This is a genomic window from Campylobacter concisus (genome assembly GCF_003048675.2).
GTDB classification, from domain to species: domain Bacteria; phylum Campylobacterota; class Campylobacteria; order Campylobacterales; family Campylobacteraceae; genus Campylobacter_A; species Campylobacter_A concisus_F.
Map to the genome: position 1 here is coordinate 1,480,295 of NZ_CP060707.1, position 26,720 is coordinate 1,507,014.

Annotated in this window: 28 protein-coding genes; 11 read left to right on the forward strand and 17 right to left on the reverse strand. The window is 41.0% G+C overall.

The features are described from left to right. Positions 1-3: 3 nt before the first annotated feature. Genes CVT00_RS07415 through galE form a run of 4 tightly spaced genes read right to left on the reverse strand, consistent with a single transcriptional unit; the run spans position 4 to position 3,987 of the window. Complete coding sequence (locus CVT00_RS07415) at positions 4-1,236, reverse strand: nucleotide sugar dehydrogenase (protein ID WP_002939912.1); 1,233 nt, start codon at positions 1,234-1,236, stop codon at positions 4-6. Then, the gene (locus CVT00_RS07420) at positions 1,233-1,676 is read right to left on the reverse strand and encodes an ecotin (RefSeq protein WP_103558790.1); all 444 of its coding nucleotides are present in this window, start codon (positions 1,674-1,676) and stop codon (positions 1,233-1,235) included. Before CVT00_RS07420 ends, CVT00_RS07415 begins: the two co-directional genes overlap by 4 nt. Then, positions 1,673-2,995: a UDP-glucose dehydrogenase family protein gene (locus CVT00_RS07425; protein WP_103558791.1), complete on the reverse strand. Its 1,323-nt coding sequence runs from the start codon at positions 2,993-2,995 to the stop codon at positions 1,673-1,675. The genes CVT00_RS07420 and CVT00_RS07425 overlap by 4 nt, the downstream gene beginning before the upstream one ends. 8 nt (positions 2,996-3,003) lie before the next feature. Continuing rightward, entirely contained in the window at positions 3,004-3,987 is a 984-nt protein-coding gene (galE, locus tag CVT00_RS07430; RefSeq protein WP_103558792.1) for a UDP-glucose 4-epimerase GalE, read from the reverse strand. Between the two features lie 195 nt (positions 3,988-4,182). Here galE and CVT00_RS07435 point away from each other — a divergent pair, with 195 nt between their 5' ends. Beyond that, positions 4,183-5,223, forward strand: coding sequence for an LLM class flavin-dependent oxidoreductase (locus tag CVT00_RS07435; protein WP_107914624.1), 1,041 nt, complete (start codon positions 4,183-4,185; stop codon positions 5,221-5,223). On the opposite strand, the gene CVT00_RS07440 is transcribed toward CVT00_RS07435, so the two are convergent. From CVT00_RS07440 to CVT00_RS07455, 4 genes are read right to left on the reverse strand one after another with little or no spacing between them, the layout of a single operon-like run. Beyond that, on the reverse strand, positions 5,220-6,068 hold the full coding sequence (locus CVT00_RS07440) for a DNA ligase (RefSeq protein WP_107914856.1): 849 nt from the start codon (positions 6,066-6,068) through the stop codon (positions 5,220-5,222). The two genes, CVT00_RS07435 and CVT00_RS07440, sit on opposite strands and share 4 nt — an antisense overlap. After that, positions 6,068-6,646 carry a DNA-3-methyladenine glycosylase I gene (locus CVT00_RS07445; protein WP_107914626.1) on the reverse strand — a complete coding sequence of 193 codons (579 nt, stop codon included), beginning with the start codon at positions 6,644-6,646 and terminating at the stop codon, positions 6,068-6,070. The genes CVT00_RS07440 and CVT00_RS07445 overlap by 1 nt, the downstream gene beginning before the upstream one ends. Continuing rightward, on the reverse strand, positions 6,647-7,705 hold the full coding sequence (locus CVT00_RS07450; protein WP_107914628.1) for an NAD-dependent epimerase: 1,059 nt from the start codon (positions 7,703-7,705) through the stop codon (positions 6,647-6,649). It lies immediately after the preceding gene. A gap of 20 nt (positions 7,706-7,725) precedes the next feature. After that, the gene (locus tag CVT00_RS07455; RefSeq protein ID WP_107914630.1) at positions 7,726-8,736 is read right to left on the reverse strand and encodes a 3'-5' exonuclease; all 1,011 of its coding nucleotides are present in this window, start codon (positions 8,734-8,736) and stop codon (positions 7,726-7,728) included. A 63-nt stretch (positions 8,737-8,799) separates the two neighbouring features. Here CVT00_RS07455 and waaC point away from each other — a divergent pair, with 63 nt between their 5' ends. From waaC to CVT00_RS07485, 6 genes are read left to right on the forward strand one after another with little or no spacing between them, the layout of a single operon-like run. Next, positions 8,800-9,774 (forward strand): lipopolysaccharide heptosyltransferase I, encoded by a 975-nt coding sequence (waaC, locus tag CVT00_RS07460; RefSeq protein ID WP_107914632.1) that lies wholly within the window; start codon positions 8,800-8,802, stop codon positions 9,772-9,774. After that, positions 9,767-10,660 (forward strand): lipid A biosynthesis lauroyl acyltransferase, encoded by an 894-nt coding sequence (locus CVT00_RS07465; protein ID WP_107914634.1) that lies wholly within the window; start codon positions 9,767-9,769, stop codon positions 10,658-10,660. The genes waaC and CVT00_RS07465 overlap by 8 nt, the downstream gene beginning before the upstream one ends. Further along, positions 10,654-11,358, forward strand: a complete 705-nt coding sequence (locus CVT00_RS07470; protein WP_107914636.1) for a glycosyltransferase family 2 protein — start codon at positions 10,654-10,656, stop codon at positions 11,356-11,358. Before CVT00_RS07465 ends, CVT00_RS07470 begins: the two co-directional genes overlap by 7 nt. Further along, on the forward strand, positions 11,355-12,425 hold the full coding sequence (gene rfaQ, locus CVT00_RS07475) for a putative lipopolysaccharide heptosyltransferase III (protein ID WP_107914638.1): 1,071 nt from the start codon (positions 11,355-11,357) through the stop codon (positions 12,423-12,425). The genes CVT00_RS07470 and rfaQ overlap by 4 nt, the downstream gene beginning before the upstream one ends. Continuing rightward, complete coding sequence (locus tag CVT00_RS07480; RefSeq protein WP_107914640.1) at positions 12,422-13,495, forward strand: glycosyltransferase family 4 protein; 1,074 nt, start codon at positions 12,422-12,424, stop codon at positions 13,493-13,495. Before rfaQ ends, CVT00_RS07480 begins: the two co-directional genes overlap by 4 nt. Continuing rightward, positions 13,492-14,289 (forward strand): polysaccharide deacetylase family protein, encoded by a 798-nt coding sequence (locus CVT00_RS07485; RefSeq protein ID WP_107914642.1) that lies wholly within the window; start codon positions 13,492-13,494, stop codon positions 14,287-14,289. The genes CVT00_RS07480 and CVT00_RS07485 overlap by 4 nt, the downstream gene beginning before the upstream one ends. Before the next feature lie 9 nt (positions 14,290-14,298). On the opposite strand, the gene CVT00_RS07490 is transcribed toward CVT00_RS07485, so the two are convergent. Both CVT00_RS07490 and CVT00_RS07495 read right to left on the reverse strand, forming a co-directional pair. Further along, positions 14,299-15,069 carry a polysaccharide deacetylase family protein gene (locus CVT00_RS07490; RefSeq protein ID WP_107804771.1) on the reverse strand — a complete coding sequence of 257 codons (771 nt, stop codon included), beginning with the start codon at positions 15,067-15,069 and terminating at the stop codon, positions 14,299-14,301. After that, the gene (locus CVT00_RS07495) at positions 15,066-16,115 is read right to left on the reverse strand and encodes a glycosyltransferase family 4 protein (RefSeq protein WP_107914644.1); all 1,050 of its coding nucleotides are present in this window, start codon (positions 16,113-16,115) and stop codon (positions 15,066-15,068) included. Before CVT00_RS07495 ends, CVT00_RS07490 begins: the two co-directional genes overlap by 4 nt. 189 nt (positions 16,116-16,304) lie before the next feature. Here CVT00_RS07495 and CVT00_RS07500 point away from each other — a divergent pair, with 189 nt between their 5' ends. After that, a complete protein-coding gene (locus tag CVT00_RS07500; RefSeq protein ID WP_107914646.1) occupies positions 16,305-17,336 on the forward strand; it encodes a glycosyltransferase family 4 protein in 1,032 nt (343 codons plus the stop codon). Beyond that, complete coding sequence (waaF, locus tag CVT00_RS07505; RefSeq protein ID WP_103558807.1) at positions 17,333-18,286, forward strand: lipopolysaccharide heptosyltransferase II; 954 nt, start codon at positions 17,333-17,335, stop codon at positions 18,284-18,286. Before CVT00_RS07500 ends, waaF begins: the two co-directional genes overlap by 4 nt. 34 nt (positions 18,287-18,320) lie before the next feature. On the opposite strand, the gene CVT00_RS07510 is transcribed toward waaF, so the two are convergent. Continuing rightward, positions 18,321-19,028, reverse strand: a complete 708-nt coding sequence (locus tag CVT00_RS07510; RefSeq protein WP_103558808.1) for a DUF6882 domain-containing protein — start codon at positions 19,026-19,028, stop codon at positions 18,321-18,323. Between the two features lie 15 nt (positions 19,029-19,043). Then, positions 19,044-22,655 carry a DNA polymerase III subunit alpha gene (dnaE, locus tag CVT00_RS07515; protein ID WP_107914649.1) on the reverse strand — a complete coding sequence of 1,204 codons (3,612 nt, stop codon included), beginning with the start codon at positions 22,653-22,655 and terminating at the stop codon, positions 19,044-19,046. A gap of 82 nt (positions 22,656-22,737) precedes the next feature. On the opposite strand from dnaE, the gene CVT00_RS10365 reads away from it, so the two are divergent. Then, positions 22,738-22,860: a hypothetical protein gene (locus CVT00_RS10365; protein ID WP_002939925.1), complete on the forward strand. Its 123-nt coding sequence runs from the start codon at positions 22,738-22,740 to the stop codon at positions 22,858-22,860. Between the two features lie 375 nt (positions 22,861-23,235). On the opposite strand, the gene CVT00_RS07520 is transcribed toward CVT00_RS10365, so the two are convergent. The 3 genes from CVT00_RS07520 to CVT00_RS07530 form a co-directional block, all read right to left on the reverse strand. Next, positions 23,236-24,126, reverse strand: a complete 891-nt coding sequence (locus CVT00_RS07520) for a glutamate--tRNA ligase family protein (RefSeq protein WP_103558811.1) — start codon at positions 24,124-24,126, stop codon at positions 23,236-23,238. Next, complete coding sequence (locus CVT00_RS07525) at positions 24,104-24,349, reverse strand: RNA recognition motif domain-containing protein (RefSeq protein ID WP_009294719.1); 246 nt, start codon at positions 24,347-24,349, stop codon at positions 24,104-24,106. Before CVT00_RS07525 ends, CVT00_RS07520 begins: the two co-directional genes overlap by 23 nt. 224 nt (positions 24,350-24,573) lie before the next feature. After that, positions 24,574-25,125: a DJ-1 family glyoxalase III gene (locus CVT00_RS07530; protein WP_103558812.1), complete on the reverse strand. Its 552-nt coding sequence runs from the start codon at positions 25,123-25,125 to the stop codon at positions 24,574-24,576. A gap of 81 nt (positions 25,126-25,206) precedes the next feature. On the opposite strand from CVT00_RS07530, the gene CVT00_RS07535 reads away from it, so the two are divergent. Next, on the forward strand, positions 25,207-25,464 hold the full coding sequence (locus CVT00_RS07535) for a SelT/SelW/SelH family (seleno)protein (protein WP_258033520.1): 258 nt from the start codon (positions 25,207-25,209) through the stop codon (positions 25,462-25,464). Between the two features lie 44 nt (positions 25,465-25,508). On the opposite strand, the gene CVT00_RS07540 is transcribed toward CVT00_RS07535, so the two are convergent. Both CVT00_RS07540 and efp read right to left on the reverse strand, forming a co-directional pair. Then, entirely contained in the window at positions 25,509-26,120 is a 612-nt protein-coding gene (locus CVT00_RS07540; RefSeq protein ID WP_103558814.1) for a DUF4304 domain-containing protein, read from the reverse strand. Positions 26,121-26,144: 24 nt separating this feature from the next. After that, on the reverse strand, positions 26,145-26,711 hold the full coding sequence (efp, locus tag CVT00_RS07545) for an elongation factor P (RefSeq protein ID WP_004317246.1): 567 nt from the start codon (positions 26,709-26,711) through the stop codon (positions 26,145-26,147). Between the last annotated feature and the right edge of the window lie 9 nt (positions 26,712-26,720).

The following is a 26,720-nucleotide window of genomic DNA, read 5'->3' on the forward strand; positions in this document are numbered from 1 at the left end:
TCCTTACAGCCTAGCGTCAGCCTCTGGGTAGATATTTTTTATATCATAAACCAAGTGGCCTTTTAGGTTAAGCTTTTTAAATTCATTATGAGCTACGGCGATCACGATGCAGTCGTAGTCGTCTAGGTTATACTCTTTTACTAGATCAAAGCCGTACTCGTGTTTTACCTCAGCGCTATCAGCCCAAGGATCAGTCACATCGACCTTGCAGCCAAAGTCTTTTAGCTCATCAACCACGTCTATAACGCGAGAGTTTCTTATATCTGGGCAGTTTTCTTTAAATGTCATACCAAGAACAAGCACGCGCGCTTTGTTGATAAGCACGCCTTTTCTTATCATTAGTTTTATCACTTGATCGGCTGCATATCTACCCATATCATCGTTGATGCGGCGACCTGCTAGGATCATTTCAGGGTTGTAGCCTACCTCTTGAGCTTTGTGAGTTAGGTAGTATGGATCTACGCCGATGCAGTGACCGCCGACTAGACCTGGACGGAAATTTAAGAAATTCCACTTAGTACCTGCAGCCTCAAGCACGTCGATAGTGTTGATGTGGAGCTTTTCAAACAGCATCGCAAGCTCGTTTATAAAGGCGATGTTGATGTCGCGCTGAGTATTCTCGATGACCTTTGCTGCCTCTGCTACTTTGATGCTTGAAGCTTTGTGAGTGCCAGCTGTGATGATCGAGCGATAAATTTCATCGACCTTGTCAGCGATCTCTGGAGTTGAGCCACTTGTGATCTTTTTGATCTTTGTAACAGTGTGCTCTTTATCACCTGGGTTTATGCGCTCTGGAGAGTAGCCGCAGAAGAAGTCTTTGTTAAATTTAAGCCCACTCTTTTCAAGAAGTGGCACGCAAATTTCTTCTGTAACGCCTGGATAAACGGTGCTTTCATAGACAACGATGTCTCCTTTTTTAAGCACTTTTGCCACGCTCTCAGTCGCTTTTACCACTGGGGTTAGATCAGGGCGTTTGTTCTTATCTATCGGAGTTGGGACGGTTACGATGAAGAAGTTGCAACTTCTGATGTCATCTAAATTTAGGCTAAATTTCATGCCATTATCGATCGCTTTTTTCATCTGCTCGTTGCTAAGCTCAAGCGTTCTATCATAGCCACTTTTAAGCTCTTCTATACGTTTTGCATTTACGTCAAAGCCGACCACTTCGTACTTTTCACTAAAAGCTGCTGCTAGTGGAAGTCCCACATATCCAAGTCCTACTACTGCTATTTTCATTTCTCTTTCCTTTTTAAAATTTTTGGTTTTATCGTTTTTAAACGTTCATAAATTCTTATCTCTGCGCCCACGCCTTGTGGGGTTACGATCTTAATGGGGCTAATGCCAGGCAAAATTTGAGTAAATTCATAATAAATTTGCCTCTTTTTACTTTTGCCGCCACAAGGTTTAAGCGGCACATCTTCTGCGCTAAATTCATAATAAACCCCGCTTTTATCCCCTTTTTTATCTAAATGTCCGCCCTCTAGCATAGCAAATTCGCAATCCGTTTGCACCTCTTTAAAAAATGCAGCTTCATATTTAAAATAATCATTCGGCATCTTTGAGATGGGCAACTCAAAAACCTGCTCTTGCATCTTTGCTTCGCTTTTGCCTGCCTCATCGCTAGCAAAAAGCGCAAAAGGCAATAAACAAGCTATGAGAGATAAAATTTGCTTCATGCTTTGACGCCTATCTGAAAATACTTAAATCCATGCTCGGCTAAAGCTTTAGCGTTATACTGGTTGCGTCCATCAAATATGACGGCGTTTTTTAGCCTCTCTTTGATCTCCATAAAATCAGGCGATCTAAACTCGCTCCACTCTGTCACAAGCACCATAGCATCGGCGTTATCAAGAGCGTCATACTTATTTTTAGCGTATTTCACATCTATATTTGGCATATATTTTTTCGCTTCTTCGCTTGCTTTTGGATCGTAAGCGACCACTTTTGCGCCAGCTTCATCCAAAAGCTTTATCAAAGTTAGCGAGCTAGCCTCTCTCATATCATCGGTATTTGGCTTAAATGCAAGCCCCCAAAGTGCGATCGTTTTGCCCTTTAGATCGCCGCCAAAGAAGTTATAAATTTTATCAAATAGAACTCTTTTTTGAGCCTTATTTCTTGACTCAACCGCGTTTAAAAGCTCTGGCTCAAAGCCATTTTGTCTAGCTGTGTAGATGAGCGCCTCGACGTCTTTTGGAAAGCAGCTACCGCCGTATCCGCAGCCTGGGTAGATGAAGCTATATCCGATCCTTGAGTCGCTGCCGATGCCTTTTCTTACTAAATTTACATCAGCTCCTACGCGCTCACAGATATTTGCTATCTCGTTTATAAAGCTTATTTTGGTTGCTAGCATCGAATTTGCAGCGTATTTTGTCATCTCGGCTGATTTTACGTCCATACAAATGAGCCTGTCGTGATTTTTCATAAATGGCTCATAAAGCTCTCTCATCACGCTAAAGCCCCACTCGCTGCTAGCTCCGATAACTACGCGGTCTGGCTTTAAAAAATCTTCAACCGCCGCGCCCTCTTTTAAAAACTCTGGGTTTGAAACTACTTCAAATTTGATCTCTACATTTCTCTTTTTAAGCTCAGCCTCGATCACCTCGTGCACCTTAGCTCCAGTGCCTACTGGAACGGTTGATTTATCGACTACAATTAGCGGTTTGCTTAAATTTTCTCCGATAGATTTGGCAACTGATAGGACGTATTTTAAATCCGCCTGTCCATCAGCGCCCATAGGCGTGCCAACCGCGATAAATAGCACATCTGCATGCTCTAGCGCCTCGGTTATCTGCGTGCTAAATTTAAGCGAGCCATTTTTGTAGCACTCACTCACAATATCAGCAAGCCCAGGCTCATATATCGGCACGACGCCGTTTTTTAGCGCTTCGATCTTTTTACTATCGACATCGACGCAGATCACGCTGTTGCCCATTTTCGCAAAGCATGCACCACTTACTAGTCCAACATATCCAGTTCCAATTACTGCTATTTTCATGCTTATCCTTAAATTCTCTTTTCCCACTCAAGGGCGGTTTTTATGATGAGCGCTAGATCGTCTCTTTTTGGTTTCCAGCTTGTTAGCGAGCGCAGTTTACTTGCGTTTGAGATGAGGATAGCTGGGTCGCCGTCCCTTCTTGGCGCATTTAGCACTTTAAAATTTACTCCGCTTACTTTTTTTGCGGTCTCGATGACCTCTTTTACACTAAATCCCCTGCCATATCCCACATTAAAAGTTTCGCTATCGTTTTGGCTGATGTAATCAAGCGCGCTTATGTGAGCGTCTGCTAGGTCGCTAACGTGGATATAGTCTCTAACGCATGTGCCATCTTTTGTCGCGTAGTCATCGCCAAAGATACCCATGCTCTCGCGCTTGCCAAGTGCTGTTTGGACGGCTACTTTGATAAGGTGCGTGGCGTTTGGATAGTTTTGACCGATAAGCCCCTCCTCGTCTGCGCCTGCGACGTTAAAATAGCGCAAAATCGCAAATTTGAAATTTTCATTTGAAGCGGCGTAATCTTTGATGATCTGCTCGCTCATGAGCTTGCTTCTGCCGTATGGATTTATCGGGTTTGTAGGCGTTGTTTCGCTAACTTCTGCCACGTCTGGCTCGCCATAAACTGCGGCAGTTGAGCTAAATATAAATTTATTTACGTTGTAAGTTTTTGCGTATTTTAGCACCCTTGCGACGTTTGCGGTATTGTTTAGATAGTATTTTAGCGGCTCGCTCATGCTCTCAAAGACCTCGATAAACGCTGCAAAATGGATGATCGCATCAAATTTACCATTTGCAAAAATTTCGCTTAGATCATCTTCTAAATTTGCATTTATAAATTTAAAATTTCCTATCTTTTGGAGTGCCTCAAGTGCTTTTTGTGAGCCCTTGCAGAGATTGTCGATGATGGTTATCTCATCTTTGCCTTGCTTTAAAAGTGCTTTTACTACGTGGCTGCCGATATATCCAGCTCCACCTGTTACTAAAATTTTCAAGTTTAAGCCTTTCATTAAAAGTGGTTAATTTTATCAAAAATAGAGTAAAGCAAAAGTAAAGCAAGGTTAGTTTTTAAAATTTGCTTGAAGGCTGCGTGGATAGGTCTTTGCCTTTATAAATTTAAAATAGACTTACAATCTATTTTAAATTTAATCTTTATAATCTCTCATCTACAAAATAAAAAAGGATAAAAAATGAATCTCTCAATCTTAAATTTACTACCGATAAAACAAGGCGGTGACGCAAAAGCCGCCATAGACGCAGCCGTTAGACTGGCTAAATTTGCCGAGGATATCGGCATAAATCGCTACTGGGTCGCAGAGCATCACAATATGCAAAATTTAGCAAGCTCAGCCACGCAGCTCATCATCGCGCACATCTTAGAGCATACAAAAAGTTTGCGTGTGGGCTCTGGCGGAGTGATGCTACCAAACCACAGCCCCTACTCCATCGCAGAGCAGTACGCCACTCTTGAGACGCTATTTCCAAACCGCGTCGATCTTGGGCTTGGCAGAGCTCCAGGGACTGACCAAGAGACAGCTGCAGTGCTTAGACGCGGTGCCAGAGAGATAGAATTTGATATGCAAATAAACGACCTAATGGACTATTTTAACGCCAAAAGAGCCGTAAAAGCCTATCCAAAAATTGAAAAATTTCCGCCTATTTACATACTTGGCTCAAGCATATATAGCGCATACGTGGCGGCTGAGTTTGGTCTGCCTTACGCCTTTGCGTCGCACTTTGCACCACGTGCGCTAGAAAAAGCGGTAGAAATTTATCGTCAAAATTTCAAACCATCGCCTTTTTTAAAAGCGCCCTATATCATCGCAGGAGCAAATGTGATAATAGCCCAAAGTGACGAGCTAGCAAAGAGCTTGGCAACTACGCAAACGCAGTTTTTCTTAAACGTAGTAACTGGCGAAAAAGAGTATTTGCAGCCGCCAAAAAAGGATAACGACGAGGTCTTTGCTGCGTCTTACAAAACAGGTGCCAAGGCTCCGCATTTTGGGCCGATCGACTTTAGGCAAATAGAGCTAAAAAATAGAGAAAGAAGCGTCACAGAAGAGATGATGGCGTGCTCTTTCATAGGCTCAAAGCAAAGCGTTAAAGAGCAAATTTTAGAGTTTCAAAACAGACTTGAAGTCGATGAGATCATGGCTCAAAGTTTCATCTTTGATGAGGAGGCGCAGCTTGACTCTTTTAGGGCGTTAAAAGAGATCGCGGACGAAATTTAATCCTCTCTAATCCTTAAAAATATAGGAAATCTTGGCTTGCCGTTGGCGGTTAAATTTTGAAATTTATATGTGATGATAGAGCCTATCTTTGGGGGATCTTGACGGTTTTTATCGCTTAGTCCTGAGCCTATTTTAAAGATAGTGCCCTCTTTTGGCTCGCCAGCTTTTTCTTTATCATCTTTGCTACCAAGTGCCTTGCAGGTGAGCGAGCCAGCAAGATTTGCGTATTTGCCGCTGCCTTTATTTATAGTGATAACCTCACACTCGGCGTCTTTAAATTTCTTAAATTTGAGCGCATTTTTACTTCGTTTTCGCTCGTATGGCGCATTTGGCTCACGCACCACAGCTCCTTCGCCGCCTTTTGCGATGATACTTTCAGTAAATTTTAAAAACTGAGCGTTATCGCGCATTTTTATCTGCTTTATGATGATTAAATTGTCATTTGGCTCATTTTTTAGAAATTTAGCCAAAACTTCAAGCCTACGAGGCAAGCCGCCACTTGCCTCTGGCACGTCAAAAACGTGAAATTTAAGCTTGCTCCACGCCTTTTCATCTGGCAGCTTATCCATCACGCTTGCTTGAATCTCTTCAAATTTAAGCTCCTTTGCGTAAAGCTCACCGTCAAGTGCAAATTTAGGGAAATTTTTAGTAAAACTTAGTGGTGCATTTAACTTTTTGCCCTGCCTTGAGAGCAAATTCTCTCCGTCCCAGTAGGCACGCACGCCATCAAGCTTCTCGCTAGCTAGCCAACCTGAGACATTTTGATCTTTAAATTCGCTAAGGCGCAGCAGTTCAAGAGAAAATGCAAAATTTAAAAGCACCAAAAGTGCAAAAACTATCCTAATCAGCCTTTTGCCTTGCAAAAACAATAATCCATATGATCATCCACCACGCCCACACTTTGCAAAAAGGCATAGGTGCTAACAGAGCCTAGAAACTTAAACCCTCGCTTTTTTAGCTCCTTTGCCACAAAGTCAGACATCGGCGTGGTTGCCGGCACTTGCTTGATATTTTGATAGTGATTGATGATCTGTTTGCCGTCAAATTTGGGATCAAATTTTCTTAGCAGATGCCCCCACAAATAGTCATAAAAGCTGCCAAATTCTTGCGTTACTGATAAAAAAGCAAGTGCGTTTGTGGCAAGCGATTTTAGTTTTAGTCTATTGCGCATCAACCCTTCGTTTTGCATAAATTTAGCTATCTCGGCCTCGCCATAAAGCTTGATCTTTTCAGGATCAAAGCCGTCAAATGCCACTCTCATAGCCTCTCTTTTTTGAAGCACTCCATGCCACGAAAGTCCTGCTTGAAAGCCCTCTAAAACTATTATCTCAAAAAATTTTCTATCATCTTTTATGACCTTGCCCCACTCATTATCGTGGTAGGCTATATCAAGCTCGCCCTTGGCCCACTCGCAACGTCTCATTTAGATCTTGATCCCGTAAAACTCGCTATACCACTCGACAAATTTAGCCACACCGTCGTTTACTTTTGTATTTGGTTTGTAGTCAAAGTCAGCTACCAAGTCGCTCACATCAGCAAATGTCGCTGGCACGTCGCCTGCTTGAAGTGGGAGAAAATTTTTCTTGATCTCACGGCCGATCTTTATCTCAACTGCCTTGATGTAGTCCATGAGCTCGACTGGGCTGTTGTTGCCGATATTATAGACCTTAAACGGCGCTTTTGAGGTGGCAGGGTCTGGGTGCTTTGCGTCCCAAGCTGGATTAGGTTTAGCTGGGTTGTCGATGCACTTAATTATGCCCTTTACTATGTCGTCTACGTAGGTAAAGTCGCGCTTCATCTTGCCGTAGTTAAAGACGTCGATGGTTTTATCTTTAAGTGCCGCGTCAACAAACAAAAATAGCGCCATATCAGGGCGTCCCCATGGTCCATAAACCGTAAAAAAGCGAAGTCCAGTCGTTGGCACGTTAAATAGGTGGCTATAAGTGTGCGCCATCATCTCGTTGCTCTTTTTGGTCGCTGCGTAGAGGCTTATAGGGTGATTGACCCCCTCGTGCGTAGAAAATGGCATGTTTTCATTTAGGCCATAAACCGAGCTAGAGCTTGCATAGACTAGGTTTTTGATCTCGTTGTGGCGGCAGCACTCGAGGATGTTCATAAAGCCTGTGATGTTGCTGTCTATATAGGCTTTTGGGTTTATGAGCGAGTAGCGAACGCCAGCTTGTGCGGCTAAATTCACCACTACATCAAATTTTTGCTTCTCAAAAAGCTCTTTCATCGTCTTTTCATCAGCAAGGTCTGCTTTTATAAATTTTAAATTTGGATGCGTTTTTGAGACGATAAGCTTGCCGTAGTCTATCTCGCTCACGTCAAAGCCAGCCGTTTTTAGGCGTGCAAGCTTTAAATTTACGTCGTAATAGTCATTTATCACGTCATACCCAACGACCTCATCCCCACGAGCCACAAGGGCATTTGCAAGGTGAAATCCTATAAATCCAGCTGTTCCAGTTACTAAAATTTTCATATTTTTCCTTTCATTTTGACTTATTCGTCGTCTAAATTTATCTCAGGCACTTTCTCTTCAAAAAGTGTCTTGCTCTTTGGCTCTTTTGGCTTTAGATCGCTTGCTTTTTTAAGCAGACCGCCCAGCATATCGCGATTTAGCTCCTCTTTGCTAATGGGCCTTACATCATCAAATTCGCTAAACTCCAAAGCCTCTTTATCTATCTTTATCTCGTAGTCTAGCTGTCCGCTAAGCCTTGCTAGCTCGTCGCTTATCGCAGAGCAAAAGACCTCAGTGTATCCCCTGTGAGCGCAGTTTTTAGCTAGAAATTCGCTCATCACATTTAGGTGATTTATGTAGTCATCTTGCAAGATATTTGCCTGCAAAAGCTCAAATTTCAAAAATAGCCAGTATGTGTTTAGCACGTCACTTTCGCAGTATTCGTTTATCTTATCAAGTTCGCCTGCGTAGTATAGCTCAAGCACCTGATCGCCGTGCACGTCGTATTTGCCAGGTAAATTTAAGCTAGCACAAAGTGTATCAAGCTTTAGCCCTCTAACACTTCCAAAATCGCTTATAAAATCAAGCAGATCAAGGTGAAATTTAGGCGAATACCTTGCCCTATAATTTTCCCATTTGTTTTTGTTTAGCTCTTTGTTTTCGCTCTCGTAATATGCCGCTGCGTTTAGGTTGTAGCGCATCGCACGCACCATAAGCATTGGCAGGTCAAAGCCACGGCCGTTAAAGCTAACGAGCCTTGGGTTGTAATCATTTATAAATTTTAAAAATTTAGCGATGATCTCGCGCTCATCCTTGCCCTCCATCGTGCTAACTTTTAAAAATTTGCCGTATTCATCGGCCATCACCGCAGAGATCGCGACCACTCTATGAAACATCACAGGCAAAAACTCACTCCCACTAGCCTCTTTTTGCAAGGCCATCGCCTGCACGCTCACATCTTCGTCGCTTCCGTCGATGCCGTAAATTTTTCTTATCAAATTTGCATCAGGTATCGTCTCACAGTCAAAGACGCAGATGTAACTTTTCGCCATTTTAGCCCTTTTTTAAGCATTTTTTTTTAAAATCATACCAAAAATTTATATTTAAAGTGTTTTATGCAAGATAAAAATCAACTAAAAATAGCCATCGTAAAGCTTTCGGCACTTGGGGACATCGTCCATGCAGCCATCGTGCTTCAGTTTATCAAAAAGCACTGCCCAAATACTCACATCACATGGCTGGTTGATGCCCGTTTTGCAAGCCTTTTAAAAGATCATCCCCTAATCGACGAACTAGTCATTTTGCCACTTAAAGAGAGCTTTAAAAAGAGCTACAAGATCATAAAAACACTTGGCAAATTTGACAAGATCATCGACCTGCAAGGACTTTTCAAATCAGCCGTCGTCGCAAAACTACTAGGCAAAGAAATTTATGGCTTTAGCAGAGAGAGCGTCAAAGAAAAGATCGCAGCCAGGCTTTATAGGCATAAATTTAAGATCGACTACAATGAAAATATCATAGTTAGAAACCTAAGCCTTGTTGGATACGCCTTAAATTTTAGCTTTGACAAAAGTGAAATTTTAAAAAAATCGCCCTGCTTTGAAATTTGCAAAAAATTTAAAAATGAAAGCGGCAAAAAACGCGTACTAATCGCTGCCTTTGCAAGCGAAGAGAGCAAAATTTATGATAAATTTAAAGATGTGATCAGACTGCTTGAGGGATGCGAAATTTACCTTTGCTACGGGAGTGAGAGCGAAAAAACAAGGGCTGAGGCGATCATTTCAGGCACTTTTGCAAAACTGCTTGAAAAGCTAAGCATAAAAGATATGATAGATTTTATCGCAAGCTGCGATCTAGTAATCGGCAACGATAGCGGCTTAACGCACCTTGCATGGGCTGTAAATAGGCCTTCTATCACGCTTTTTGGTAACCGACCAAGCCACCGCAATGCCTACGTCACAGACAAAAATCTTGTCGTTGATATGGGTAAGGAGATAGATGCTAGAAGCATCGATAAAAACGACTTTTGCATAAGAGAAATTTACCCTGAAACGGTTGCAAATTTCGCAAAAAGGCTGCTAAATGGATAGGCTATATCTAGCTGGCTTTTATACTTTGAAATTTCTTATATTTATATTGCCAAGCTCGCTTCAAAACCTGCTTGCTAAATTTTTAGCATTTGCGTTTATGAAGCTTAAAAAAAAGCGTTTTCACATCGTGATGACAAATTTAGACCTCGCTTTTGGCGAGACAAAAACTAAAGAAGAGAAGCTAGAGATCGCCAAAAAATGCTACTACAACTTTGCAAAATATCTTGGTATAAATTTCATCCTCAATCAAAACACGACAAAGCAAAAGATACTTGAACAAGTTGTTTTTAAAAATGAGCACTTTTTACTTGACGCGATAAAATCTGACAGACCTATCATCGTCACGACTGCGCACTTTGGGCAGTGGGAGATATTTCCTCTAGCAGTTGCAGCGCATTTTGGGCCATCTTCAGTGCTTGGCAGAAAGCTTGATAGCAGCGTCATGGATAAAATTTTAAGGGCAAACAGAGCGCAGTTTGACGTGGAGCTAATCGACAAAAATGGCGGCGCAAAAGATATCTTAAAAGCGCTAAAAGCTAGGCGAATAGTAGGAATTTTAGTCGATCAAAATACCGCACCAAAAGATGGCATAAAGGTGCAGTTTTTTGGCAAAAATGTGCTTCACACACCAGCTGCAAGCGTGCTAGCGCAAAAGACAAATGCTCTTATCATAAACGCATTTATCTACCAAAAAGGTGAAAATTTAAATGAAATTTGCTTTGAGCAGCCAATAGATATAAGCACATTTGACAAAGAAGATGCTGTGCAAAAAGCGACGCAGATGCAGTGCAGTGCGTGCGAAGAGATGGTTAGAGCAAGGCCAGAAGAATACTTTTGGTTTCACCAAAGGTTTAAGAGATTTTACGAAAATGAGTATAAATGCTAAGCGTTGTCATTTTGACTTTTAACAGCGAAAAGTACCTAAAAGAGGTGCTAGAGAGCGCTAAATTTGCTGATGAGATCATCGTGGTTGATAGCGGCTCACGAGACAGCACAAGGCAAATTTGTGATGGCTTTAGCAATGTGAAATTTCACGAGCAAGCTTGGCTTGGATTTGGCGCGCAAAAGCAAAAGGGCGTGGATCTAGCCAAAAACGAGTGGGTCTTTGTGCTTGATAGCGACGAGGTGATAACAGACGAGCTTAAAAATGAGATCATTAGCACGCTAAAAGAGCCTAAATTTATGGCTTACAACGTTGCTAGGTTAAATTTTTTCTTTGGCAAAGCGATAAAAAACATGGGGCTATATCCAGACTACACGGTGAGACTTTTTAACAAAAATTTTGCCAAATTTGATGGCAGAGCTGTGCATGAAAAGGTTGTTTTAAATGACAGCTCACAAAGGCTTGGAGCGCTTAAAAATCACTTCTTGCACTACGCGTATGAGAGCATCGAGCAGTTTATCGCCAAGCAAAATCGCTACTCAAGCATGGGCGCAAAAAGAAATTTGCTAAAGGCGCTTACAAGCCCGGCATGGACATTTTTTAAGCTTTACGTGCTAAAAGGCGGCTTTAAAGAGGGCTTTGCAGGCTATGTTATCGCTAGACTTTACGCCCAGTACACATTTTGGAAATATATAAAATGAAAATACTTGTGATTAAATTTAGAAACATCGGCGACGTACTTTTGACAACGCCACTCATTGAAAATTTGCACCACTACTACCCAGATGCGACCATCGACTTCGCCCTAAATAAAGGCACAGAAGCGATGATAGAAGGCAATCCTTATATAAATAAAATCCACATTTACGATAGGCAAAGTGCAAATTCTGGCTTTTTTAAAAAGCTAATTACCGAGCTAAAATTTATAAGAGCGATCAAAAAAGAGAAGTACGATATGGCGGTGCAAACGACCACTGGAGACCGCGGAGTCATCATCTCAAAATACGCCAAGATCAAAAAGATAGTTGGCTTTTTAGGCAAGCACAATGCGATAAACAAGCTTTTAAGCGTAAAGGCAAAATACTACGAAAATTTCTCTCATACGGTTGATCTAAATTTAAACGCGCTAAGGGCTTTGGGCTTTGAGCCAGTGAGTAAAAAAGTGAGCGTTTTTTCAGACGAGAGCATGGAGCATCTAAATTTACCAAAACGCTTTGTACACGTGCATCTAACAAGCCGCTGGATGTTTAAATGCGCAAACGACGAGAGTATGGCAGAGCTCATCGACTACTGCGAAAACGAGCTAAATGTAAAGGTCGTGCTAACAAGCGACAACAAAGAAAATGAGCTAAATAAGCTTGCAAATGTGCTAAAAATTTGCAAAAGCGAGCCTATAAATTTAGGTGGCAAGCTAAGCCTAAAACAAACGATCGCCCTCTCAAAGCGCTCAAGTCTCTTTATCGGCGTCGATACTGCGATCATGCATATAGCCGCTGCAAATGACGTGCCAGTGATCGCCTTTTTTGGCCCAAGTAACGCTTTTGAATGGGGACCTTGGGACAATGGCTTGATGCAAAATGGCTACACAGCGCAAAATGGCATCCAAAGCATGGGCAAGCATATCGTATATCAAAAAGATTGGGACTTTGTGCCTTGCGACAAAGAGGGCATAAAAGAGCACGGCATCGAGAAGACTTTAATGGACTTTAGCGATGAAATGGGACATATAAAGGCGAAAATAAGATCAAATTTGGAGCTAGCGCAATGAATATCCTCCACACGCAGACGCTTTTTAACTGGGGTGGCGAGCAAAACAAGACGCTAAATGAGATGCGTTTCATGCGTGAAATGGGTCATGAAGTGATGCTCTTTTGCAACCCAAATTCGCAGATCGAAAGCATCGCAAAAGAAGATGGATTTAAGGTCATCACACAAGAGATGAATAAGAAAAATTTTCACAAAAGCGTACCAGCACTTTGTGAGGCGATAAACTCAAACAAGATAGATGTCGTGATCACGCATGGCTCGACTGATAGCTGGGTTGGTGCCATAGCTGGGCTAAAGTACCGCAAAAGAGGTGTTAAATTTTATAAAGAAAGACATAATCTTTTCCCTATAAAGGGGTTTCTTTCTAAATTTATGCATAAAAAGCTTTTTGATAAAATTTTATATATCTCAGGTAGCGTCAAAGAGTATCTTCTAAGCATCGGCGTTAGCGAAGATAGGCTCTTTTTTATGCCAAGCACGGTTGATGTTGAAAAGATTGGTAGCACAAAAAGCACTTTTAGAGATGAGTTTAATATCGCCAAAGATGAGCTAGTCATCGGCACTTTTACCTCACTTTACCGCAAGAAAGGCGTCTTTGACTTTGCAAGTGCTGCAAAAGAAATTTTAAAGACAAAGGATGCGACTATTGTATTTTCTGGCAACATTAGTGACGGCACAAAAGAGCAGATCGCCTCTATGTTTGACGAAAAAGATAAGATCATCTTCACTGGTTTTAGAAATGACGCGGCAAATGTTATAAAAAGCTTTGATATCTACGTATTTGCCTCGCACTCTGAGGGGCTTGGCACAGTACTACTTGAGGCGATGAGCTCAAAGGTGCCAGTAGTAGTCTATGATAATGCCCCGATGAATGTGCTAGTTAAAGATAAAGAGCGTGGGCTTTGTGCTAGAAATTTAGATGAAGCTTCACTAAAAGAGTGCATTTTAGAACTGATAAATGAGCCTGAAAAAGCCAAAATTTACTCTCAAAACGCCTTTAAATTTGTGGATGAAAACTTTAGCCACAAGGCACTAAAAGAGGCTATAAGAAATTTACTGGAGCAAAAATGAACCACCCAGTTTGCGTGCTAACGATGCACCACTGCAATAACAATGAAAACGACTTTGCCATTAAGCCAGAGCTATTTAAAAAAGCGATTCTCATGGCACTTGACGAGGGCTATAAATTTATAAATTATGCCCAATTTAAAGATATCGTGGCTGGCAGAGCAAAGGCTCATAAAAAGAGCATTTTGCTAACTTTTGATGATGGATATTTTGATAATTACAAATTTGCTTTTCCTATCTTAAAAGAGCTAAACATCCCAGCCGTTTGCTTTTTGATAACAGATAAGATCAAGGATTTTAAAAGGCAGGATTACGATTTTTCATTTAAAAAACACAAAGAGATCGACTACGACAAAGACGCAGAGTATTTTTTAAATTTAGATGAGATCAGGCAGATGCAAGAGAGTGGGCTTTTTGAATTTGATAGCCACACAGCGAGCCACTTTTCTTGCAGAAGTGACGATGAGGCAAAGCTAAGAGAGGAGTTTTCTAGCTCGCTTGCCAAGATAAAAGAGCTATTTCCAGAAAAAAAAGAATTTGGCTTTTGCTTTCCAAAAGGGCATTTTAACGAACTTTCGCAAAGGATAGTTAGAGAGTATTATGGCTTTGCTTTTAGCGTGATAGATGGCGGATTTTGCGTGAGAGATGATAAATTTAAGATAAGGCGTATCGATATCTCAAACAACGCAAAGAGTGAGAGCGACTACATTTTTAGGATCAAAAAGAAGCTTTTTATCTATTCAACGCCATTTATAGGCAAAATTTACTCAGACTTTAGAAATAGAAGCTTTAAATAGCACTTAGTCCTAACTCCTTAGAAAAGCATAAATAGATCCCAAAAAGTCATTTTGATAGATAAACATAGTCTTTTTAAGCCATTTTTCATCGCGCTTTGTCACTATGCGTTTTATCTCCTCAAGGTTGCCATCGGCCTTATTTATGCCGCGCTTTGTCGTGAAAAATGCCTTGTAGCCATGCTTTTTAGCAGCATTTAGATACTCGTCATTATATTTGCCTCTTGGCCAGCAAAGTGTGTCATCTTCAAAGCCAAAATTTTTCTTCATAAACTCACGGCAAAGACCAAATTCCTCATCCAAGCTAAGCTGCCCAAAATATCCATCAAAATGCCCGTGCGTATGCGAATGAAAGCTAAAACAATCACTCATCTTCTCGATCTGCTCTAAATTTAAGATCACATCTTGCGGCCTACTTGGAGCAAGCCTCTTACACTCGTTGTGATCAACGTTTAAAAAGCTAGCAGGCCTCAACTCATGGGCCTTTTGCGCTGCCTCTATCCAGCCAGTTATTATAAATATATTTGCTTTTAGTCCAAATTCTTTCACGATAGGATAGGCATAGATGTAGTTATCCATCCAGCCATCGTCAAATGTTATGCAAACACTCTTTTTAGGCACCTCAAGCTCACCCTTTTTGTATGCGATAAATTCATTTATACTTAGCGTTTTATAGCTATTTTCGGCTAGAAATTTCATGTGCGATCTAAACTCATCAACGCTACTAGCGATAAATCCGCTCTTTTCAAGCACGTGATGATACATCAAAACTGGTACGCTCATTTTACAAGCTCCATATATAAATTTTGTGTGTTTTCTATCATTTTTTCGATACTAAATGTCTCTTTGACGTACTCTCTGCCAAATTCACCCATCTGCTTTCTTAAATTTTCATCCAAAATGAGCCTTTCAAGCACCTTTTTTAGCTCCTCTTTGTTGCCATTTTCAAATAAAAATCCGCTTTTGCCATTACTCACTGCCTCACCAAGACCGCCCACATTGCTCCCAATGGTAGCTAGCTTGCACGAAGATGCCTCAAGTAACGCTCCGCCGATAGCCTCCATGTCTGATGGGAGCACGCAGATATCAAGCGAGCCTAAAAAGTCGCTCACGTCGGTTCTGTTGCCAAGCATGAAGATATTTTTCTTATCTTTTATATACTCGTGTAAATTTTTATTTTGAGGACCGTCTCCCACGATAAAAAGGGCTGATTTTTCTAAATTTAATTCGCTAAATGCATCGATTAAGAGCTTATGATTTTTAGCAGCTCTTAGCACTGCAACGATGCAAACGCCCGCTACATCATCACTTAGGCCAAATTCTTTTTTCATATTTATCTTAAATTCTGGCGTGTATTTTTGCGTGTCGATGCCTGTGTAGATTTTTAGCACCTTCTCTTTTTTCACACCTCTTTTGATAAGATCAGTGCAAACTGAGTTGCAAACGCCAACCACTTTGGTGCTTAGGTTGTAAGGTATGGGAGAGCTTATAGGTAGCTGCAAATGCCTAGTGCGAACCACGCTAACTCCACAAATTTTGCCCACAAGTGCGCCTATTGTGCCGTCTTTGCCTGAGTGAGTTGAGATGATTTTTATATTATTTTGTTTTACAAATTTGCAAATTTTTAAAATTTCAAAGATATTAAATGACCTTTTAAGGTTAAACTCGACAAATTCGCACTCTATTTGCTTTTCAAGGCTTTTTGAGCCAGGGTTTAGCCCATAAAAAACCTTAAATTTGCTCTTATCTAGTCCGTTTATCACACGCTGTGTGCGGTGCTCCTGCCCGCCAAATCCAAGAGAGCTTTCAAGCTCAAGTATATTTATCATTATTTTTCCTAGCTTTAATACCGCTTAAATTAGCGATTTTTAGGGCATTATAGCTAAAAAATTTTTAATTTTATTTTTAAGTATTTTACTATTTGTTTTTGATAAAATAAATCCCTTAAAATAAAAATCAAATGCCTTATTAATAATTATTAATACTACCTATCTGGGCACTGGCTTTAGGAGTTATAGATGAAAAAAATAGTATTTTTAAGAACTAATCCAAACGCAGTTGGAGGTGCTGAAAGATACTTAAGAAGGCTTGTTAAAGCCCTAAATGAGCTTGGTATCCAAACTGAGATTCGCTCGTATCTTGGAGACACCAGCGTCTCTTCTTGGAAAAAAGCTCTAAATTTTAACCGCCAAGTAAAACGCCAAAAAAGAGAGGACGAGTTTTATTTTAGCCTAGAGCGAGTAAGCTGTGCTGACATCTACAGGGCTGGAGACGGCGTGCATAAGGTTTATAGGGCGACAAAAAGCTTTTGGTGGCTAAACCCCCTAAATTTCGTCTATCCATACTTAGAGAAAAAGTGCTTTAAAAACTCCCAAAAGATCATCACAAACTCAAATTTCATCAAAGAGCAGATCATCGCGACTTACGGCATAGAGCCTGAAAAGATCACGACCATTTATAACGGCGTAAATTTACCCCAAAGGGTGCAAAAAGCCGAGGCAAAGCTCACACTTTGTGAGGAATTTGGACTTAAATTTGAGCTTGCGACCCTGCTTTTTGTGGGAAATGGCTTTAAAAGAAAGGGGCTAAAAGAGTTTTTACTCCTTGCCTCAAAGCTAAAAACGCCCGTAAATACGCTCATTGTCGGCAAAGACAAAAACATCTCAAGCTACAAACGCCTAGCTAAAAAACTTGGGCTAAACGCCTATTTTGTCGGCGAGCAAAAGAGCACGGCGAAATTTTATGAAGCGAGCGATATTTTCATCTTTCCAACGCACTATGAACCATTTTCAAATGTCGTGCTAGAGGCACTTAGCTTTAAAAACGTGGTCTTTACGACGGCTCAAAATGGAGCTAGCGAGATACTTGAAGATAAATTTGTGCTTCAAAATCCAAACGACGAGAGCGCGCTGGAGTTTATAGATGAAATTCTCACAAACCACGAGCTTTTGGCGAGCCTGCAAGAGAAGGCCTACCAGCTTTCTTTAAATTTTAGTATCGAGAAAAACGCCGAGCTCACTCTTAAAGTAATACAAAGTCTTTTAAAATGAGAGTTTTTATCGAGCTTCCAACCTGGCTTGGCGATAGCGTGATGGCAAGCGCTGCGATAGAAAATTTGGTGCAAAATGAGAAAAATTTACAAATCGTTTTTTTTGGCTCATTTGTAGCCTGCGAGCTTTACAAAAACCATCCAAACTGCGAAAAAGTGGTCGTTGATGAGAGCAAAAAGGCAAAATTTAGATTTTTATCACTTGCAAAAAGTGCTAAAAGTCTTGGCAAATTTGATCTAGCGCTTAGCTTTAGAAGCTCATTTGCTAGCAAATTTATGCTATTTTTTATAAACGCTAGACAAAAAGCCATCTTTAAAAAGAGCAAAACCGTCCTTCACCAGGTGCTAAAATATGCAAATTTTGTAAAAAACGCCCTTGGCTTGGGCGAAATTTATACCGATTTAAAGCTATATTTTACCCCTAAAATTTCAGCTAAAAAAACACTAGCACTAAATCCAGGTGCGAGCTACGGAAGTGCGAAAAGATGGTATCCAGAGTATTTTGCGCAGGTGGCGCTAAATTACAAAGATGAGTTTGAGATCGTAATCTTTGGTGGCAAAGGCGAGCAAGAAATTTGCGAGAAAATTGAGCAAATTTTAAAAGAAAACGGCATTGCTTGCCAAAATTTAGCTGGCAAAACAAGCGTCAAAGAGCTTTGTGAACGCATAGCTGGGCTTAGTAAAAATGGCATTTTCATCACAAACGATAGCGGCCCTATGCACGTAGCTGCCGCCTTTCATGTGCCAACTATCGCTCTTTTTGGACCGACAAAATTTAGCGAAACCTCGCCTTGGGGAAATGAATTTGCAAAAATAGTACATCTAAACTTAGAGTGCATGCCCTGTATGAAGCGAGTTTGCCCACTAAAAACGCATGCTTGCATGAAAGAGCTAAAGCCACAAATGGTGATAGATGAGATAAATTTACTAAGAAAAGAGCTGGGCTACTAAGCTAAGCGCCTAATAACCCAGCCAAAATATAAGCTTACAACTTCGCGGAGATATCTGTTAGCCTATTAAGATCATCAAATTTAAAGCTAAATTCATCTTTAAGCTTAGCTACTATCTCATCCTTGTTTTCACTAAATTTTATCTCACAACCCAGCAAAAGCCCTTTTATAAAAAGCTTGTGATCAAGCTCATAGGCACTTATACACTCATTTACTACGCTTATTACTTCATTTGCTAAAACTGGCTCTTTAAAGATAGCCTCAGCCCTAAATGCAACGTATGCCGCGCCTCCGTCGTAATCGATCTTATAGTAGCTTAGCTCCTCGCCAAGCGCCACGCAAGCAACCAAGCTAATCGTGTGACCATTTATCTCTTCATCTAGCTCAAACTGCGCCGTGCTAAACGCTTCAAGTCCAAATTTCTCGCCAAACTTGCGCGCCCTGTTTGCAAGGCTAAGCAAGCGCTCATCAAAGCCATTTATATTTTCATATCCCCAAAGCCAAGTGTTTGACGAAAAGCTCTCAGAGCCGATAAACTGCATATAAAACTCCTGCTTGTCAAAGCAAATTTTGCCACTTTCAAAGTCAGCCTGCCACTTGCTAGCCTCAACCACTTGCTTAAAAAGCCGTTTTTGAAGCAGCTTCGCTCTGCCAAGGCAAGCGCTAAAAAGCTCGCTCCAGTTACTTTTATCTATGCCAAGCTCATCTAAAAAATGGCTCTTTTTTCTAAAAATATCAAACATTTCTTGTCCTTAAATTTACGCTGAAGCAGCGAGCTTTTCTATCTCTTCGCCCACATCGTCGCTTATGATAAACTCAGTCTTATAGATGAAAATTTCGCCTGTCGTTTCATTTTTTATCTTCAAGATTAGCCGTTTTTGATTATTTGGCGCATTTTTACTAAAAACTAGCGAATAAATTTGCTCCAGCTTTTGCCTGCTAAGCTCGCTAAGGCTTAAAATCACCTCTAGCTCGGCATACTCTCTTACTTTTTGAGGGGCGCTCGCCTCTTCATTTTTGCTAAATTTAGTGTTTTGCTTTAGCTTTCTAGTCTTAAAGTCTAAATTTTGCGCATCTTCTAGGCTATAAACCTCATTTAAATTTGTCCTTACAAACTGATCGTCGCGCGAGATATTTATCCTAAAAGCATAAGGCAGATCGCGCTTTGCCTCGTCTTTTACGATATCTTCGATGTTGCCAAGCTCCCTTTCAAAGACAGCGATCTCGATATTACCGTGAAAGTCAAGCACATTTATAGTGCCCATTTTTTTGCCGCTTTTTGTGATCCTAGTAGCAAAGTCCTCGATCTTGCCAACCACCAAAATTTCAGCGCTTTGTGGCAAGGTTTCAAACTCCGAGCTTAGCGTGTATTTGATCTTATTTATCTCATCTTTATAGTCATCTAGCGGATGGCCTGAGAGGTAGATACCAACGCTCTCTTGCTCAAATTTTAGTATCTGCTTAACGTCAAATTCGTCATTTATCGTGACGAAATTTATCTTCACATCATTCATGCTATCATCTTCGCCAAAGAGGCTCTCAGCCGCGTTTTTACGTATCTGGGCTGCATTTTTGCAAGCTTCTACGATATTTTCTACATTTTGCAAAAGCATCTTGCGGCTAAAGCCAAACTCATCGAAGCAGCCAGCTTTTATGAGGCTTTCAAAGACCTTTTTATTGACCTTAAATGGATCGATCCTTGAGACAAAGTCATCCATGCTTTTAAATTCGCCCTTTGCGTCGCGCTCAGCGATAATGTTCTCAATTGCCGCTCCACCAACGCCCTTAATCGCTCCAAGCCCAAAGATAATGCCATCGTGACCCTCATTTTTAACGACGCTAAATTCTTTGGTTGATTTGTTGATAGATGGTGGCAAAGTATCGATGTTTATGCGTTTTATCTCATCGATGTAGCGAACGATCTTATCGACGTTGCTCTCCTCGCTTGTTAGAAGTGCCGCCATAAATTCAGCCGGATAGTAAGCCTTCAGATAAGCCGTCTGAAATGTGACATAAGCGTAGGCTGCGGAGTGAGACTTGTTAAAGCCATATCCTGCAAATTTAACGATCAGCTCGAAAAGATCATCCGCTTTTTGACCATTTAGCCCCTTTGCCTCAGCACCTTTTACAAACTCGCCCTTTAGCCTGTCCATCTCCTCTTTGATCTTTTTACCCATCGCACGGCGCACAAGGTCCGCACCGCCTAAGCTAAAGCCGCCTATGGCTTGCACGATCTGCATGACTTGCTCTTGATAGACGATGACACCATATGTTGGCGCAAGGATCGGCTCAAGCTCCTTAAATGCGTATGTTATCTCCGCCTCGCCATGTTTTCTTTTGACGAAGTCATCAAGCATGCCACTCTCCATCGGTCCTGGGCGGTAGAGCGCTAGCATCGCGACGATATCCTCAAAGCAGTCTGGGCGCAGGCTAGTTCCTAGCTTTCTCATGCCCTCACCCTCTATCTGAAAGATGCCGATGGCTTGACCACTTTGTATCATCTTATAAACGCCAGAGTCGTTTTTATCGACCCGCTCCCAGATGATGTCCTTGCCGGTGCGCTGTTTAACGAGCTTTATCGCATTGTCGATAACCGTTAGCGTCTTAAGGCCAAGAAAGTCAAATTTTATTAAATCAACGTCTTCAAGGTATTTGAGGCTATACTGAGTGACAAAGCGATCTTCTGGGCTGTTTGGTTGGCGAAATAGCGGGGTTTTGTTCCAAAGCTCTTCGTTTGAGATGACGACACCCGCTGCGTGCTGGCCGGCGTTTCTATTTAGCCCCTCAAGATCAAGGGCAAATTTCCAAATTTTAGCCGCCTTTGGGTTTTGGCTTATTAGCTCAGCTATCTTTGGCTCTTTGTCGTAGGCATCTTTTAGCGTGATGTTAAGCTCATCAGGGATAAGCTTTGCCATCGCATCAGCCTCAGCATAAGGCATATCGCAGACTCTAGCGACATCTCTAATGACACCTTTTGCGAGCAATTTACCAAATGTAATAACGCCAGCAACGTTAAATTTGCCGTATTTTTGCGTGACATAGTCGATGATCTCGCCACGTCTGCTTTGGCAAAAATCCACGTCGATATCTGGCATGCTAACGCGCTCTGGGTTTAGAAATCTCTCAAAAAGCAGGTTGTATGGGATAGGATCAAGGTCGGTGATCTTTAGCGAGTAAGCGACCAAGCTACCAGCCGCGGAGCCACGTCCTGGGCCAACTGGCACACCTCTGCGCTTGGCTTCGTTGATGAAGTCCCAAACGATCATCATATATCCTGGGAAATTCATCTTATTGATGATGCCGATCTCTATCTCAAGGCGTTTTCTATACTCTTCGTGTAAATTTTCTGGGACAAATTTCAGTCTCTCTTCAAGACCCTTTCTGCACTCGTGCTCGAAAAATACAGCGTCATTTTTGAAGCTGTATCTGTTTTCTGGCTCTGGGAGGGTTAAATTTCTCTCTTTGGCGCACTCAAGAGTAAATTTAAAATTTGGCGGGGTTGGGTTGCCAAGCTTGATCTCAAGATTGCACTTATCCACGATCTCTTGGGTGTTTTCTATCGCTTCAGGGATGTCTAAAAATAGCTCATTCATCTGCTCTTTGCTTTTAACAAAAAACTCATGGACGCTGTGACGAAGTCGGTTTGGATCGTCTAATGTTTTGTTCATCGCAATGCACATGAAAACCTCGTGCGCAGCGGCTCTTTCTTTAAAAGTGTAGTGGGTGTCGTTTGTGGCGATGACCTTGATGCCAGTCTCTTTTGCGATACGCAAGATGTCATCGTCTATGCGCCTTTGATCGCCGATGCCGTGACGCATGATCTCAAGGTAAAAATCATCGCCAAAAATTTCTTTATACTCAAGCGCAACCTCTTTTGCCCGCTCGTAGCCTTTAGCGCCAAATTTAACGTTACGCTCGCTTAAATTTAGATGCCAACTCACCTCGCCCTGCAAGCAAGCAGAGCTGCAAACTAGGCCCTCGCTGTGCTCTTTTAAGATTTTTTTATTGATACGAGGATAGTAGTAAAAGCCCTCGATGTAGCTCATAGAGCTTAGATACATCAAATTTTTATAGCCAGTCTCATTTTTGGCGATTAGGATGAGGTGAAAGCGCTGTTTGGTGCTCTTGTCATCGAGCTGTTCGCCGTTATGCACGTAAGCCTCGATGCCAATTAGCGGTTTTATCCCATTTTTTTTCATCTTTTTGTAAAAATCAATCGCGCCAAACATGTTGCCGTGATCCGTGATCGCTGCTGCTGTGTCGCCTCTGTCATGGAGCGTATGAGCTAGCTCTTCTATCTTGTTAGCTCCGTCTAGTAGGGAGTATTCGGTGTGTAAATGTAGGTGTGTAAAGCCAGAATTTTCACTCATTTTTTATCCTTTTTAATGAATGGATTTTACAAAATTTTGGCTAATAAGGCGCTTGATGAAAGCTTAATGGGAGCTTTAAAATTTGCAAAAACAGCTTGATCAAATTTTCAAATTTATTTGTCTAAAAAAGTTTTCTCAAATTTTAAAATTTATGAACGAGCATATCACGCTTCTAAATTTAGTGGCGAATGACTATGAGCCCTAAATTTAGTAAGTTGCTAAGGCGAGTGAGTAAGATTTTAAAATTTGCAAGGCAACCTAATAAATTTAAATGTTTGTTTCTTTGTTAAGGAGGAAGAGGCTTGAATTACGAAGTCGCTCCCTTCCCCCTTAACAATCCCCTAACCCCGACGACGTTAGAGGTAGCATGCTTTAGTGCTTTGCACTGCATGCAATTTATTTTTAAGAAATTTCTAGCAAATTTTAAAATTTCATGAACGAGTAATTTCGGCTCTAAAATTTGAGCTAAGCGATAAGCGAAGCCAAATTTTAGTAGTCAATTCTTGCGAGTGAACGGAATTTTAAAAATTTGCAAAAAAACGCATGCAACACACCACATATCTAAATTTTCTAGCAAAATTTAAGAGCTCATCAACTTCTCGGCCATATTTTTAAGCCTAAATTCATAAAGCAGGTTTGAAATTTTATCTGCTGAGTTTAAATTTAGTCCAAGATCATTTGCTAACATTTTGTAATAAATTTGAGGATTTTGGCTTAGATCAATAGGTGGTGACTTGGAGCTTTTAGAAAGCTTTTTGGCTCCGTCTAAAAGTAGCTTGTGGTGAATAATTTTAGCATTTAAAAAGCTAAAATTTAGCCTTTTTGCAAGGTATCTTTGAGCTAGCGTGCAAGGCAGCAAATCCTCGCCTCTAACGACCAAATTTACCCCCATATCCTCATCGTCAATGACACTTGCAAAGTTATAAGCCGGGGTAAAATCCTTTTTATAAATGACAAAATCGCCCATCTGTGCTGCCACGATCCTGCCAAGTTCGTCGTTTTCATCCACGCTTAGTCTAATAGCGGTTTTATCTTTTATAAATTTTAGCTTTTTATCTTTGCAAATTTTAGTGTAAATGCCGTTTTTATAGGCATCTTTCGTGGCTCTTGTGCACTCACAAATGTAAATTTCGCCTAGCTTTTCAAGTGCGTTTTCATATCTTTTAGCTCTTGTTTTAAAGCTAAAATTACGCTCAAAGTCACTAACACTTGTAGCGCCTTTGTCGTAGCAAAGCCCCAGAAATTCTAACACATCAAAGATATTTTGAACAAATTCACGCCGGTATCTGCCAAGGTCATAATCATCAATCCTTAAGTGCAAAACGCCACCCAATGAGCGCGTCAAAAGATAAGTCAAGATGAAGTTGTAGGCGTTGCCAGCGTGTAGATAGCCGCTTGGCGTTGGAGCTATGCGAGAGACTATGCCACCAGATGGTGGCAAATAGTCATTAATCCCTTGGTCTAGCCTCATTTACTCTTAAAGTGCGTCCGCCGAGTTCTTTTTCATTTAGTGCGTCGATAGCCTTTTGGCCCTCGTTCGCGTCGTCCATTTCAACAAAGCCAAAGCCCTTTGAGCGGTCTGTTTCTCTATCTTTTACGATCTTTGCGCGCCTTACTTCACCAAATTGTGCAAAAGCTTCCTTCAACTCTGCCTCTGTCGTTCTATACGACAAATTTCCTACATAAATATTCACAGGATTATTCCTTAAAAAAATTATCGATCTGATCGATTAGAGAAATAATAGCTTATTTCCGTCAAAAAGATGTAAAAATCAAGAAAAATATTACAAATTTTTAAAAAATATCCTTAAATGCAACAAATCGCAACAGCAAGGTATTATAATATCTATCACTAAACAAAATTTATCCTTAAGTTTAAGTAGAATAATTAAATAAAAAATTACAATTTTTTTATAAACTATTTATAAAGTAAATCATTTTTTACTTTATGGTAAGCCTCTTCGCCAAGCAAATTTTTCACTATAAAAAGTGCAAATTCCATAGAAAAAGCAGGCCCCTTGCCAGTGATGATGTTTTGATCTTTTAGCACGTTTTTATCGCTTACGTAGCCTCTTTTATCGCTTCTTACATTTTCTTCAAAGCCAGGATAGCAGACAAAATGCTCTTTTAGCACACGAGCTCGCTCAAGCACCATAGGAGCGGCACAAATGGCACAAATTAGCTTGCTCTCTTTATCAAATTCTTGCAAAATTTCTCTTAGTTTGGCGTCATTTGCAAGGTTTTCTGCACCAGGCAGACCTCCTGGAAGCACGATCGCATCATAGCCTAGCTCCTCCACCTCACGAAGTGTGACATCAGCTTTTACACTTATATTGTGAGCACCTCTGATCTGCGCATCCTTTAAGCTAGCGATAGATGCTATCGCACCTGCTCTGCGTAAAACATCAACAGAGGTTAGCGCCTCGATCTCCTCAAAACCATTAGCTAGGATTACGGCTACCTTTTTCATAAAATCATCCTTTCTCGTGTTATCTGTTCGTTAGGATAAATTTTATATAATCAAAGCTTATTTCACAAGAAAGGACAGAGCATGCAAGTAAAAATTATTTACTGCAACTCTTGAAACTATCGTCCGGTAGCTTCTCGTGTAGAAGATGAAATAAAAGCGAACTTTAGTGATGCAAGAGTCGAATTGGTTATAGGAGATGGTGGAAATTTCATCGTCGAGGTTGATGGAAACGTTATCTTTTCTAAAAAGGATCGCATCGGAAACGATGAGTCAAGGTTCCCACACGGCGAAGAGATCACAACTCTTATAAACAAATATCTCAAAGAAAAGTCGGCTTAATGCTAACTAGCGGGGCAGGTGACTGCCTCGTTCTTCCATCAAATTTACTCTTTAAAATTTATCTCATCTTTTTTATATTTTCTAAGTAGCTCATTTATCTGGTTTTGAAATTTGCCCCATCTTGCTTCGCTGCCATGCTTTGCGAAGAGCTTTTTGGCATGAGAGATCAAAATTTCACTTTTACCTTTTATCAAAAGATATTCGTAGAGCTGATTTATCGCTGCAAGGTCGTTTTGTTCGAGCATTAGCTCTATTAAATTTTCTTCAGAGCTATTTTGCTCAAAAAATTTAAAGACAAAGCCAAGGTCGTTTACTACATTTTCATAAATTTTAGCCACATCACTATCTGGCTCTAGCTCGTAGTATGCAGCAGCTGTGCGAGTGATTTCATGTGCTCTAGCTCTGTAATGGCACTCATACTCTTTTGGCTTGCTAAGCGCTTCTTTGCCAAGAGTAGCCTCTATAAAAGGGGCGTAAATGCCGCAATTTATATAAAATCTTGTGCGCTCTGAGCTATTGCCACTGCTTTTTTGAAAATTTATAACGCAGATAAAATTTGGAGTATTTTTGTAGAAATTTAAAGCGCTCTTGCTAAAGCCATTATCCTTAAATAGCGGCTTTAGCAGAGCGATAAGCTCGTCAAATTTCTCTTTCATAAATTTAACGTGCCAGATGTATGGTTATTTATTTGCGCGCTCGATGTACTCGCCACGAACGGTATCGACGCGGATGACCTCGCCTTCTAGTACGTGAAATGGTATCTGAACTACCGCTCCACTCTCAAGAGTAGCTGGCTTTTTGCCGCCTTGTGTGTCGCCCTTGAAATTTGGTGGAGTTTCAACTATCTTGAGCTCGACTACTTGTGGCACTTCAACGCCGATAGCATTGCCGTTGTGAAATAAAATTTCAACCATCATACCATCGATCATCCATTTTTTAACATCACCCACATCCTCGTCGCTGATCGCAACTTGCTCGTAAGTAGTCGTGTCCATAAACTGGCAAAACTCACCATCATCATAGAGGTACTGCATCTCTTTTTCTTCAAGATGCGGTTGCTCGCACTTGTCACCTGCGTGAAAAGTTTTTTCAAGAACCTTTCCATCAACAAAAGATTTGATCTTTGCACGAACAAAAGCTGCACCCTTGCCCGGTTTAACGTGTTGATATTCTACGATTTTATAAGGAACGCCGTCGATCTCGATCTTTAGTCCCTTTTTTAGATCGCCCATTGAATATGAAGCCATTTTTTATCC